Raw genomic sequence first — 12,576 nt, forward strand, 5'->3', positions numbered from 1 at the left:
CATTTTAAATTAATTATGATGTGGCTGGCACATAGTACCTCAATCCAATCCACCTAAACCCGATATAAGTGGATGCCCCCGATTTTTTCTATCGGGGCAGGAACATTAGCGGGACCGGAGCCATCCTAAATGCTACTGTCATTGCTTTCCAAACAAATAATATGGTATTAAATGCAAAGCACAAAGCAAATCTATTTAGCATATGCCTTTATTAGCCTGCTTCGTGCTTGAGCAATGACGGATTTGTTTGTTATTTTACCAGCGTAAAAGGAACATACAATCCGAAAGTGATATTTCTACCGGTATTGTAAACACCTAAATTAGGATTCTCCTGATCAAAACGGCCTGGTTTAAATCTACTTAAAGCATCATAATATTTCTGATCTAACAAGTTGTTGGCCGAAACAGATAGTTTGATTGGCTGTTTGCCTAAATTAAATGTAGCACCAATACCTGCGTTTAATAGTGTATAACCACTGGTTGGCGTTTCGAAAACATCATCTACACGCGTTTGTTTAAATGCAGAATTGATACCCACAGATAGGTAGGCATCATTTGTTCCTTTAAGTTTAGGCTCGAAACGCAGCTCGTTTCTCAAAGTTCCTGCAGGAATAAATGAAAGCGGCCTGTTTAAAGTGTTATTCTGCGCATGAACGTATCCAAAGGTATTCTCGAAGTGGATAAACGGAACAGGGTGGATGGTTAAGCTTGCTTCAGCACCGTAAAGATTCGCGTTTACCTGTCCGTAACGGTAAACATCATAAAGTGTACCGTCAGCTACTCTTTGTTCGCCATTGTTGGAAGCATAAATATAATTGTGGATGTAGTTGTTATAAACACTTGCACTTGCACTTACAATTTTTCCTTCATATTCCAACGCCGCATCTACCTGGTAACTGCGCTCAGGACTTAAGCCGGAGTTACCGATTTCATATCTAAATGTACCTTCGTGTACACCGTTCGAGCCTAGCTCTGCTGGGTTTGGCGCACGGAATGCGGAACCTGCATTGGCTTTAAAATTCAGCTCATCATTAAACTGATGGGTAAAACCCAATGCACCGCTTACATTGGAAAACTTATTTTTGAAAGGTGCAAAAAGCTCTTCTCCATCATCAAACAACTGTTTGCCGTTATTTTTTCTAAAATCGTAACGGGCACCAATACTAAAGGTGCTATTTTCCCAGTTTTTCTTCGCATAAGCAAAAGCGCCTACACCAAAAGTATCATATGCTGGGATTAAAAATTCTGTTCCTTTATTTTGGCTATGTGCATCATCTACACTTACACCAAAAACAGGCTGCCATCCATTGGTTTCGTGCATATAGTATTTTAGGTCTGCATTGTAGGTTTTAAGATCGAAAAATAGGGCAGGATCTGGTCCATCTAACTCACGGCGTTGGTTTTGTTGATAGCCAAAATCAGCTTTCAAATTACCGTTACCGATAATGAAATTGTTATTTAAGGCGATTTTAAAGTGTCGGATATCCTGGCGAGGGTATTCTAAAGTACGGTTTTTATAATCATCTTTGGTAAAAGCACTACCATCTTCTTTTACAAAATTTCCATTGTCATCTAAAGTCGGCTCATAAAAACCAATATTGTTATGAAAGTTCGAAACATTTAAGTGGGTATAACCCCAGCTTTTATTTAAACCTACCATGCCACTTAAATCGGTTTCATTAAAGCCCGAATTAGGAAAGTAACCTGTTGGTGTTTTAAAAGAATAAGCATTTTTATACGTTCCACGGGCCCTCCAAACAAACCCGTTTTCGTTGCCATTTAACATTAACGAGTTAGCGGTAAGGCCATTGTTTGTAGAATAATTGGTAATAAATTCACCTTTAATCTGCCCTTCCGGTACAGTACTTGGCTCTAATAGGTTAATTACACCGCCGAGTGCATCAGAACCGTACATTAACGATGCTGCGCCACGTAAAACTTCAACGCGGTCTGATTTAAACTGATCGATTTCAATACCGTGCTCATCGCCCCATTGCTGGCCTTGCTGTTTTATCCCATCATCTAAAGTGACAATTCTATTGTAGCCTAAACCTCTGATTACCGGTTTAGAGATAGATGGTCCGGTTGTGATCTGCGATACCCCTGGTATTTTGGTCAATGCATCAATTAAATTGGTAGAAGGCTGCAAAAGCTGATCCTTGCCAATTACTGCAGAAGAAGCACTATTTCTTTTGCTGGTACTGCTGATCAAGCTTCCGGTGATTACAATCTCTTTTGTTTCTATTGCAGTAGGTTGTAAAGAAAACGCTAATCCAGCTGCGCTGGCAAAGTTTACCACTTGCGTAGCGGTTTTATAGCCTACATAATGTACCTCAACCAGGTAACTTCCTTTTGAAGGAAGGTTATTCAACGTAAATTCTCCGTCATTGTTGGTTACTGCCGAAACTTTTAAATCAGGGATAAAAATGGTTGCACCTGGCAGCGTTTGTTTGGTGCTGGCATCAATAACCTTACCTGTTATATTCTTTAAAGCGGCAGCAAAAACGGTGCTGCTTAATAATGTATATAGAATTACTAAGCCAATAAGCTGTAATTTTTTCATGTGTTGTAGTAAATAAAAATGATAGAAAAACCAAAGCAATAGCGTAATGAAGCTAGTTTTAGTTTCTCATATAAATAATTTGATTAAGCACGGATGCGCTTGAAAAGAAAAAATTATGCTAAAGGAGGACCTCGTAAGCAAGTGCGCTTTATTTCGGTAAAGGCATTCTTTAAGGTCGGTTCGGTTTGGCTAAAAATTTTGGCTGATAAGAAGATTCTGTAAATGTGATGCGTCTGCACATAATTTTTTTCAAAACTCGCATTACAGATTAAACAGGTATCGCCATGGGCCTGCACGTGGCTAACATGTTTACAGTTGACCTCTTTCTGTATAATAGGAAGAGGGTTATGGTGGTGAAGTACACTCCAGGGAGTTAAAGCAATAGCAAATACGATCAGCATAAATGCTGATAAATATTTCTTAATGTTTTGTCTATGCTTTTTCAACAGGCCAAAAGTAGTAATTCCTCAGCAATTATATATATTTACAAAGTAACATTGTATTTATACTGTTATGACGTGCGATTTAATCAATGGTTTAAGATAAGAATGGTATAAACCTTCTAATAAATCATTGCAATATCAATTGTGAATCTATTCTCGTTATTATTTACATAAGAAAAGCGGGTAGCTAATGAAATTTATCAGGAAAAATATATTCAACGCATTATTTATCATTATCCTTTTGATAATTGTTTTGGTCCCTGATGCAAAAGCATTTTTAATTAAAGGCTTAATGGAAATCGGTTTTTATTCGCCAAAAGTTGAAAACCCAAAAGAGATCACAACGAGCCTTAACGGAATCCAGTTTAAGGATATAAAAGGAAATGTGATTGATCTGGGCGATCTAAAAGGAAAAGTTATTTTTCTTAATTTTTGGGCAACCTGGTGTCCGCCATGTAGAGCAGAAATGCCTTCGATCAACAAATTATACAGTCAGTTTAAAAACGATAAAAATATCGTTTTCATTTTTGCCGATGCCGATGGCGATTTTGCCAAATCAGGCAAGTTTATGGCCGACCGTAAATATGCAATGCCTATTTATAAAGCAGAGCGTAATATTCCAGAACAGATATTTGCTGGCGCTTTACCAACAACTGTTATTTTTGATAAACAGGGCAGATTGTCTTTCAGGCATGAAGGTGTGGCCAATTATGCGGATAAAAAGATTCTAGACTTTCTCAATAAATTAAAGAACGCAAATAACTTTCAATAACCAAGACATTCCTGATCATCCTAAAATTTGAGGTTCAAATGATATTTTTATTTGCAATATATGTAGTTGACTACATATATTTGTTGAATAATATTTAACGATGCGAAACGACTTTGAAATTGAACGGTTAGATAATCAATTCTGTGATGCGATTATTGGGTTAATTCTGCCCATCCAACAAATAGAATTTAATGTAGATATCGATTTGGCAGCACAGCCAGATTTGTTGGATATAGAAAAAAATTACGATGGTTCTGGTGGCGGATTCTGGGGTGCAAAATTAAATGGTGAATTGATAGGAACTATTGCTTTAATTGCCGCACCTGAGCATCAATCTGGGGCAATCAGAAAAATGTTTGTTAAAAAAGAATTCCGCGGGAAAGATTTGGGGGTTGCGCAAGCTTTATTGAAAACGCTTTTAGCCTACTGTGCAAATAATAACCTGGATGAGGTATATTTGGGTACCAAAGACATATTGCAGGCCGCGTGTCGCTTCTACGAACGTAACGGATTTAAGCAAGTAGCAATGAAAGATTTGCCAGCTCATTTTCCTCGCATGGCTGTCGATAATGTGTTTTATGGCCTGGATTTAAAATCTGTTTAATGGAACAAAATGTAATTGATGCTTCTGGTTTATTAGCCATTTCTACCCGTTTGCAAAGGCTCAGCGACCAGATCCGTAAAGATGGCTTGTTAATTTATAAGGCATTTGGAATTGATTTTCAACCCAAATGGTTCCCTGTGCTTTATACTTTATATAAAAAATCGACCATGAATGTGGTTTCGCTGTCAGATGAAATTGGTTATGCACATCCTTCTACCATCAGTTTGTTAAAAGAGTTGGAGAAGGAGAAACTGATCCGTTCTAAAAAAGATAAAGTAGATACCCGTAAACGTTTGGTCGAACTCACAGAAAAGGGTACAGCACTTCTTTCTACTATGGAGCCTGTTTGGGACGTAATTATTAAAGCTACAGCAGAAATTACAAACACTCAAAACAACTTAATGAAAGCTATAAATGAGGTAGAGGCATCGTTAAAGGAAAAAAGCTTTTTAGAAAGAGCAGAGGCTTATATTAAGAAATGAGTGAAGGATAGAATGACTGGGTGATGGAATGGGAAAATGATTGAATGACCGAGAAGGTTAACCAATGATTTTACTATTTTTGCCCCCATGATTTCATTTTTCGAGGCTTCACTTAAGCAACTTTCCATCCACCATACAGGCAATAAATTGCTTGAAGAGTATTATAAATTATCTGATGCGCCTTTAAAAATTGATGATGAAGTATTGGGAAACCTGCTAATGCAGTATTTCTTAAAACCTTTCGAAAAGGTAAATGAAGTCTACCGGTTTTATCACCCCAACGATAATTTAGAATTGAACGAAGTATTCCATTTCGTTCATGAAATTTTCGAAAACAACGAACTTTTTCACGAAGATTCGCAGCAGCTTGCCAAACATTTGTACGATGTAGCTAACCACCCAAAAATTAAATCTGGCGAGCTGTATGTCGCTTATTTTGAAAAGGTGCAGATAGAAGGCGAGCAATTGGATGTGGTTGGCATTTTTAAATCCGAAACAAAAGATACTTACCTAAAAGTTTACCCTGAGCAGGATGGTTTTAATGTAAGTTACGAGCAAGAAGCCATCAGTATTAATAAATTGGATAAAGGCTGCCTGATCTTTAATGTTGATAAAGAAGAAGGTTACAAAGTTGTGGTGTTGGATCAATCGAAAAGTAGCAACGATTCTGCTGTTTACTGGAAAGATGAATTTTTGAAGCTGAAAATCAGGAACGACAGTTATAACCAAACCAATAATGTTTTAGGGGTTTACAAAAACTTCGTTACGCAGAAACTTGATGATGATTACGAAATCAGCAAAGCGGACAAAATCGATCTCCTAAACCGCTCGATGAAGTATTTCAAAGAAAAAGAAACCTTTGATATTGAGGAATTCGGTAATGAAGTAATTGGTAATGCCGAAGGGATTGAATCATTCAAAAACTATAAGAAGAATTACGAGCAGGAGTTTGAAAGTCCGATTGCTGATAACTTTGAAATCGCCGAATCTGCAGTTAAAAAACAGGCCCGTGCCTACAAAAGCGTATTAAAGCTGGATAAGAACTTCCACATCTATATTCATGGCAATAAAGACATGATCGAAAAAGGTTACGACGATGATAAATCGATGAACTTTTACAAGGTGTATTTTAGGGAAGAGGAGTAGGGGTTAGTCCTAAGCCCAGAGTCTTCAGTCATGAGTCAATTTTAAACTACGGACTCAAGACTGAGGGCTAAATCCTTTGTTGTGCCAATTCCTTGGTCTGTGTCCTCACAGACCGAAACTAAATTTTATTTTCTATTTTTAATAATGGACAATAATATTTTCAAACAAGATCGCAACTCAAAGATGCTTTTGAATGAAGTATATTTTTGGACAGACTACAGACTAAGAACTCATGACTAAATTCGCTGTTGTGCCTTTAATGCCAAATACTGGTTAATGACATTAACTGTGAGTTTTTGGGGTGGGGTAAGGATGGCTAAAATACCATGCTTGTTAAGTTCCTTAACCATTAATTTTTTCTCGTAGATAAATTTCTCGGCAATGGTTTTATGATAAATGCCTTCTACATCTTTTGCAGGTGCTGTACTTAATTCTTTTAGTTCTGTATTTTCGAAAAACACGACAACCAGCAGGTGATATTTTGCTATTCTTTTTAAGTAAGGCAACTGTCTTTGTAGCGCCGATAAACTTTCGAAATTGGTAAAGAAAACCAAAAGGCCCCTTTGTTTCACTACTGATCGTACCGCGGAATATAGTGCCTCAAGGTTACTCTCCAGGTATCTCGTTTTTTCTTTGTAAAGCACATTCATGATACTGCCAAGCTGAGAAGCTTTACGATCTGCTGGTACAACAGCGCCGATATTTTCAGATATCGTAATTAAGCCTGCTTTATCTTCTTTAAGCATGGCCACTTTCGAAAGTGCAACGGTTGCATTTATAGCATAATCGAGCAGGCTTAATCCTTCAAAAGGCATGCGCATTACACGCGATTTATCAATAACGCAATAAATATTCTGCGATTTTTCATCTGTATAGGTATTCACCATTAAGCCACCTTTTCTGGCGGTAGCTTTCCAGTTAATGGTACGGATATCGTCGCCACCAACATAGTTTTTAATCTGGTCAAATTCGCTGCTTTGTCCAACTTTCCTGATCTTTTTAATCCCGAATTCTGTTAGATAGCGTGAAGCGGCCATCAATTCGTATTGACCAAGATTAATAAAAGAAGGAAAAACAGGCAGGATCTTGGCGCCATCAAAATTATAACGGCGGTTGATTAAGCCAAGAGGTGAACTGATGTACGCCCTAATAAAACCAAAATCATATTCACCACGTTTCGTTGGTCGAAGGTTGTAGTGGATCGATTTTACTTCGGCAGATTTTAGATGAAGTTTAAAATCTTTATCCCGAAGTTGAAACTGAAAAGGTACTTCATCAATCACCCTGGCATTTATCCCAAAACCATAACTATTCCTGATTTCGATTTGTATCGGATTTTCATCGCCATTGCTCAAACGTTTCGAGGTAATTCTTTTGGCGTCAATCCCTTGGGTATTTCGGTATAGAATAAAAATATCAATGAAAAATAAAACAAATACGCCTCCAGTGGCAATTTCAGGGATATCGCCCAGCCAGGCAAAAAAGAACTTCAACAAAAAAAGCACAATGCAGAGGCCTAAAGCTGCAAATAAGCGATCGCTTAGGAATAGATTGTTATAATATTGCTGAAAGAATTTTTTCAATGTTGTTTAATCGGTTAAGTGTTTAAACTGGTTAACTGTTAGTAGCCAACTGTAAGCTGAAAATTGGCGACTGAGAACAGACCTACCTTGGTACTTCAATTTTTTTAATAATCTGGTTAACAATGTCGCTTGTGGTTAATCCTTCCATTTCTTTTTCAGGTGATAACAATATCCTGTGCGCTAATACCGGGCCTGCAACAGCAATAATATCTTCAGGTGTAACAAAATCGCGGTTTTGAATAGCAGCGAAAGCTTTTGCACTGTGTGCAATTGCTAAAGATGCCCTTGGCGAAGCACCCAGATAAAGTGATGAATTGTTACGGGTTTCATTTACGATTTTAGCGATAAACTCCAATAATTTTGGTTCTACAAACAAATTGCGGATGATTGTCCTAGCCTCTTGTATCTGTTTAACAGACAATACTGGTTTTACTTCGTTTAATAATGTTTTATTAACCAAGGTATGCTGAGCCATTAAAATCGCAGTTTCCTCCTCTAGTGAAGGGTATTTAACCTCTATCTTGAATAAAAACCTATCCAATTGTGCTTCAGGCAGGCGATATGTTCCTTCCTGCTCAATCGGGTTCTGTGTGGCCAATACCATAAAAGGTTCGTCCATGGTATAGGTGTGGCCATCAATGGTTACCTGGCGTTCTTCCATCACCTCGAACAAGGCCGATTGGGTTTTTGCCGGTGCACGGTTAATCTCATCAACCAGAATAATATTACCAAAGATAGGGCCTTTCCTAAATTCGAAATCTCCTGTTTTAGTGTTAAATATCGGGGTTCCTAAAACATCAGATGGCATTAAATCGGGGGTGAACTGAACGCGCGAAAACTGTGCATCTATCGATTTTGCCAACAGTTTTGCACTAAGTGTTTTGGCTACTCCCGGTACGCCCTCAATTAAGATATGCCCATCGGCAAGCAAACCAACAATTAAGAAATCAATAACCTGTTTTTGGCCGATAATGATATTTCCAAGTACATTTCTGATTTGATTTACAGCTTCATTTAAGGCGCTTAAATCGGTACGTGGGTTAAACTGTTCTTGTTCCATTGCTTTGCGTATTTTTATAAAACTGTTCTATGCTTTCGTTTAAATTGATCAATTGGGTATCGCTTAAGTCGCCCATTGTTGGCGTTTGGATAAAATGTTTGGTGAGGGTTTTGGCCAGGGCTTCGTTAATGCCTGTTTTCTCTATTAGCACCTGAGCAAATTTGCTGTCGATATCGTTGGTCTTTATATAATACCTTGCCCTTAAGTACTCCATAAAGTAATTGATCTTTTTTAAGGCTATATCGAGGTTGTTCCGCTCGTGGTAATAAACACTGCCAACCACGTTAACAAAGGCCAATGAAGAATTAGTAAGCGGATCTGCGATTGGGATAATTCTTTGTCTGCGCTTAATGTCGTACAAGACAAAAATTATCAGACTAAATATTGCCAGATAGTATGCAAACTCCAGTTCAGGATGCTTAAAGAATACCCTGAGCATGTCGGTGGTGGTGTTCTTTTGTGCCGAAAAATATTCATCAAAAATGAGCTGCTTATTTCCGTGTAAATAACTCAGGGTTTTGGCGGCATACTCTGCGCCATATTTATTCAGCAGATTAAAATTAGTGTAAAAACCTGGCTCGGCAATGAGGTAAAGATTGCCTTTGCCGTAGCTGTAGCGGATAAAATTAGGTTTGTTATCGGCGTTTACTCCAAGTATTGTGGTTTTACCCGTGTCAAGCTTACTAAAATACTGGCTGCCGATGCCTCTTTCAAAACCATAGTTTGCATCAGTTTTTAGTTCTGGATTGGTGAAATTTAAGGTACTTCGTTCGGAAGACATTGCGGTAGCAGTTTGCACCTTAAGTTCCTTCCTTATTTTTCCTAAATCATAAGTGGCTATAAATACATCATTCCCAGCTTGCATATATTTTATCAGCTGTTCAAGATCAGTTTTACTAATGTCTGTCTTTTGCGCAACAATTATGTAAGCAGTTTTATAGAATTTTTTAGATTTTAGCGTTGTATAAACGGCAGTTTTTGACTGTTGAATATTTGCCGATGGCAAAATATCTTTGATTCTATTGTATAAAATATATGTTCCGTAAGGGATTTTATCTTTAGTGGCATATGTTGGCGCCCAGTTTGTTGGCGTAGGCTTATTATACTGCGCAATTAAATAACCCAGAATTAGAATGGAACCGATAATCAGATATAATTTGTAGCCTTTCATTTAATCTGGTTGTTAAACTGGTTAAACGATTGCTTAATAGGGTCGAATTTCACTTCATCGATAGGGAAATCGCCATACCAGATGTAATCGAACTGTAGGGTAAGCTGGCTAAAATTGTTTCTCAGCTCTGGCTTACTGATTTCCATTAAATAATTATGATTGGTTTTATCGGGCTGCCATTGGATAATTTCGGCATCGCTCAATTTTTTTAGCGCCCTCAGGTACAAAAGCCTAACTGCCAAGCGGAATTTTCTTTCGGCAACTAATCTTTGTAATTCCTGTTCATAATCTATCTCATGGATGTTTTCGGTAATTACATCGTATGGAAGGATTGTTTCTTTCGATTTTTTAGTGAAGATTTTTTCTGCACCAATAACTTTAACCACAATAAATATGATCAGCGCTACGCCAAGTCCGATAAAAATATACCTGGAAAAAATGTTGGATGCCGCTCCCTGAAACAGCTCGCCGATTACATCCCAAAACCATAGCCAAAATTTGTCCCATAACGATAATTGCTGTTGACCTATTTCATCGTATTGAAACTCCTTTTGTTCTTTATAATTGCTTATGGCCTCTTTATCAAATTTTGAGGCCACAATCTTACTGCTATCTGTTTTAATTATAGTAGTAACAGGCTTAGGTTTAGCCGTCTGTGCTTTGTTGATTACCGGAATAAAAAACAAAACAGAAACAAGAAGATATCGGAATAGTGCACGCTGCATTTTAATATTCTTCTGGTCTGGTATCTATAGGTTTTTCGGTATTGCCAAAATTAGAAATCCTTTCCATTAAACCAGTGCTTTCTTTTTGTTCAACCAAACTGAAATAGGCCAATGAAATGGTAATGATGGGGATAATGGTAAATACCTGGCATAACGACTGCAAAACAGTTGTAATCATGGTAAGTGTTAGAGACATGTGCGGGGTTTTATGCGTAAACATACCAATCATATTAAATAAACTTGTAGGTAAAACAATCATGCTCATACAGGCATAAACAATAATCCATACTACGATCAGCGTACCAAAAGTAATCCAGAAATTATCTTTAATAATTTTGAAGCTTCTATTAAATGAATAACCTAATGAACCATTTTCGATTACCATTATCGGGAACATCATAGCAACATAGGGGAATAGCCAGAAGCCAGGTACAAGGCAAAACATAAAGGCAATACATAACAGGATAATTAATAGGATAGAACTGCCAAAAATCCTGAAAAAATAATATTTAAAGTATCCCCATACCTCATCGGTAGTTGGCGTTCGGTTCCCTTTCTGCACGTATATGGCGATATAAGAAAGCATGGCGACACTCATACTGGCATATGTTGCTAAAGAGAATAAAATAGATAAGAAATACTCTAATCCATATAAAGCAGAAAAACCTAAACCTTTGGTATTTCTTCCATTACCGATGGTATTGATGATATTAACCATTTTGTATTGTTGCAATAACATGGTTAACATACTGGCCAGTACAAATAAGCCGCAAAACGTGAAATATATTTTAATAAGGGGCTTAAAATTTTGACGCATGAAGGTAAAGGTGTCGTTGATCACCTGTCCGAAATCTCTTCTTTTCTTAAATTCAATTTTCCCTAGCATGTTAATTTAGTGTTGCTTGTTTATTGTAGATTTTTATGGGGTATATAAATACATACCAAATAATGAAAGCTGCAGAAAATAATAATATAAACATACTTAACCACATAGGCATTTCAGTATGTCGTGTAACAAAACTTTCAAAAAAAGCTGCAACTATAAAAATTGGTATCAGGCCGATCACAATCTTTAATCCGTCCTTTGCACCTTTTAATACAGATGCCATTCGGGTATAGGTTTTAGGGAATAAAAGGCTGTTGCCCAAAATCAAACCTGCTGCACCTGCCAAAACAATTGCCGATATTTCTAATGTTCCGTGAATCCAGATAACCAGAACCGATTGAAAGCCTAATCCTTTGCTAAAAAAGAAATACTGGAAGGAGCCCAGCATTACTCCATTTCTAAATAGCGAAACGACAGACCCAAATGAAAATATAATACCCAAAACAAAGGTATATAGTGCAACATAAATATTATTAACCCCAATTTGCATAAACATCATAAACTCATTACTTTGTTTATAAACCCCAAACGGATCACCTTTGGCAATGTTTTCATTTGTCATGTTTACATAACCATCGCCCATAATCAATCGTACAAAAGTGTCGTCGTATTTGGCCGATAAAGCACCAATGGCACAGGAAGCCAAGAAAAATGCCAATGCGTAAAATACCTGTTTTCTGTGCTGCAGGAATATTAAGGGGAGTTCTGTTTTCCAGAAAAGGATAAACCGGTTCGATTTTTCCTTTTTGTTTTTGTAAACAGATTGATGTAATTTAGAGGCTAAGCCATTGAGATAAGCTGTTGTTTTCGAATTTGGATAAAACGTTTTTGAATAAGCCAAATCGTTAGTAATTTCGATAAACTGATTGGCCACTTCATCAGGATTTGCCTGTTGCATGGAATCATAATGTTGCCACTTCTTCGAATTCTGTTTAACAAATAATGCTTCTCTCATTTAAAGGCTTTATCAAATCTCGGCTTAAAATAGCTAATTTTTTATGGAAATGAAACCAACATTATTTTCAAATCAATTAACCAAGCAGAACAAATATACATAGCTGAACAATCTAAAGATGAAAATATAAGAAAACTTTAGTTTAAAAAAATAAAGGACCGGCCTAGCGCTATTGTCTTTAAAAAA

11 protein-coding genes are annotated in these 12,576 nt (G+C 37.1%); 4 read left to right on the forward strand and 7 right to left on the reverse strand.

Annotated features, from left to right (window positions below; genetic code table 11):
* Positions 1-250: 250 nt before the first annotated feature.
* Positions 251-2,563, reverse strand: coding sequence for a TonB-dependent receptor (locus tag ACN9MR_RS24605; RefSeq protein ID WP_426327114.1), 2,313 nt, complete (start codon positions 2,561-2,563; stop codon positions 251-253).
* A 633-nt stretch (positions 2,564-3,196) separates the two neighbouring features.
* Between ACN9MR_RS24605 and ACN9MR_RS24610 the strand changes: the two genes are divergently transcribed.
* The 4 genes from ACN9MR_RS24610 to ACN9MR_RS24625 all read left to right on the forward strand — a co-directional run bounded on the left by ACN9MR_RS24610 (position 3,197) and on the right by ACN9MR_RS24625 (position 6,010).
* Positions 3,197-3,778: a TlpA family protein disulfide reductase gene (locus ACN9MR_RS24610; protein ID WP_426327115.1), complete on the forward strand. Its 582-nt coding sequence runs from the start codon at positions 3,197-3,199 to the stop codon at positions 3,776-3,778.
* Between the two features lie 100 nt (positions 3,779-3,878).
* A complete protein-coding gene (locus ACN9MR_RS24615) occupies positions 3,879-4,382 on the forward strand; it encodes a GNAT family N-acetyltransferase (RefSeq protein ID WP_426327116.1) in 504 nt (167 codons plus the stop codon).
* Positions 4,382-4,864: a MarR family transcriptional regulator gene (locus ACN9MR_RS24620; RefSeq protein ID WP_426327117.1), complete on the forward strand. Its 483-nt coding sequence runs from the start codon at positions 4,382-4,384 to the stop codon at positions 4,862-4,864. The genes ACN9MR_RS24615 and ACN9MR_RS24620 overlap by 1 nt, the downstream gene beginning before the upstream one ends.
* A gap of 87 nt (positions 4,865-4,951) precedes the next feature.
* Positions 4,952-6,010 carry a nucleoid-associated protein gene (locus tag ACN9MR_RS24625; protein WP_426327118.1) on the forward strand — a complete coding sequence of 353 codons (1,059 nt, stop codon included), beginning with the start codon at positions 4,952-4,954 and terminating at the stop codon, positions 6,008-6,010.
* Between the two features lie 236 nt (positions 6,011-6,246).
* Here ACN9MR_RS24625 and ACN9MR_RS24630 read toward each other — a convergent pair whose 3' ends face one another.
* The 6 genes from ACN9MR_RS24630 to ACN9MR_RS24655 all read right to left on the reverse strand — a co-directional run bounded on the left by ACN9MR_RS24630 (position 6,247) and on the right by ACN9MR_RS24655 (position 12,390).
* Positions 6,247-7,593 (reverse strand): DUF58 domain-containing protein, encoded by a 1,347-nt coding sequence (locus ACN9MR_RS24630; RefSeq protein WP_426327119.1) that lies wholly within the window; start codon positions 7,591-7,593, stop codon positions 6,247-6,249.
* Between the two features lie 82 nt (positions 7,594-7,675).
* On the reverse strand, positions 7,676-8,653 hold the full coding sequence (locus tag ACN9MR_RS24635) for an AAA family ATPase (RefSeq protein ID WP_426327120.1): 978 nt from the start codon (positions 8,651-8,653) through the stop codon (positions 7,676-7,678).
* The gene (locus ACN9MR_RS24640; RefSeq protein WP_426327121.1) at positions 8,634-9,824 is read right to left on the reverse strand and encodes a DUF4350 domain-containing protein; all 1,191 of its coding nucleotides are present in this window, start codon (positions 9,822-9,824) and stop codon (positions 8,634-8,636) included. The genes ACN9MR_RS24635 and ACN9MR_RS24640 overlap by 20 nt, the downstream gene beginning before the upstream one ends.
* Positions 9,821-10,549: a DUF4129 domain-containing protein gene (locus ACN9MR_RS24645; protein WP_426327122.1), complete on the reverse strand. Its 729-nt coding sequence runs from the start codon at positions 10,547-10,549 to the stop codon at positions 9,821-9,823. Before ACN9MR_RS24645 ends, ACN9MR_RS24640 begins: the two co-directional genes overlap by 4 nt.
* A gap of 1 nt (position 10,550) precedes the next feature.
* Positions 10,551-11,435: a hypothetical protein gene (locus tag ACN9MR_RS24650; RefSeq protein ID WP_426327123.1), complete on the reverse strand. Its 885-nt coding sequence runs from the start codon at positions 11,433-11,435 to the stop codon at positions 10,551-10,553.
* A 1-nt stretch (position 11,436) separates the two neighbouring features.
* Positions 11,437-12,390, reverse strand: coding sequence for a stage II sporulation protein M (locus ACN9MR_RS24655; RefSeq protein WP_426327124.1), 954 nt, complete (start codon positions 12,388-12,390; stop codon positions 11,437-11,439).
* Positions 12,391-12,576: the final 186 nt, after the last annotated feature.

The organism is Pedobacter sp. R-06 (genome assembly GCF_049913135.1).
GTDB lineage: Bacteria > Bacteroidota > Bacteroidia > Sphingobacteriales > Sphingobacteriaceae > Pedobacter.

Coding starts and splice junctions, on each gene's coding strand:
- ACN9MR_RS24625 (WP_426327118.1), top strand. CDS start 4,952: ATGATTTCATTTTTCGAGGCTTCACTTAAGCAACTTTCCATCCACCAT.
- ACN9MR_RS24655 (WP_426327124.1), bottom strand. CDS start 12,390: ATGAGAGAAGCATTATTTGTTAAACAGAATTCGAAGAAGTGGCAACAT.
- ACN9MR_RS24640 (WP_426327121.1), bottom strand. CDS start 9,824: ATGAAAGGCTACAAATTATATCTGATTATCGGTTCCATTCTAATTCTG.
- ACN9MR_RS24615 (WP_426327116.1), top strand. CDS start 3,879: ATGCGAAACGACTTTGAAATTGAACGGTTAGATAATCAATTCTGTGAT.
- ACN9MR_RS24620 (WP_426327117.1), top strand. CDS start 4,382: ATGGAACAAAATGTAATTGATGCTTCTGGTTTATTAGCCATTTCTACC.
- ACN9MR_RS24635 (WP_426327120.1), bottom strand. CDS start 8,653: ATGGAACAAGAACAGTTTAACCCACGTACCGATTTAAGCGCCTTAAAT.
- ACN9MR_RS24610 (WP_426327115.1), top strand. CDS start 3,197: ATGAAATTTATCAGGAAAAATATATTCAACGCATTATTTATCATTATC.
- ACN9MR_RS24605 (WP_426327114.1), bottom strand. CDS start 2,563: ATGAAAAAATTACAGCTTATTGGCTTAGTAATTCTATATACATTATTA.
- ACN9MR_RS24650 (WP_426327123.1), bottom strand. CDS start 11,435: ATGCTAGGGAAAATTGAATTTAAGAAAAGAAGAGATTTCGGACAGGTG.
- ACN9MR_RS24645 (WP_426327122.1), bottom strand. CDS start 10,549: ATGCAGCGTGCACTATTCCGATATCTTCTTGTTTCTGTTTTGTTTTTT.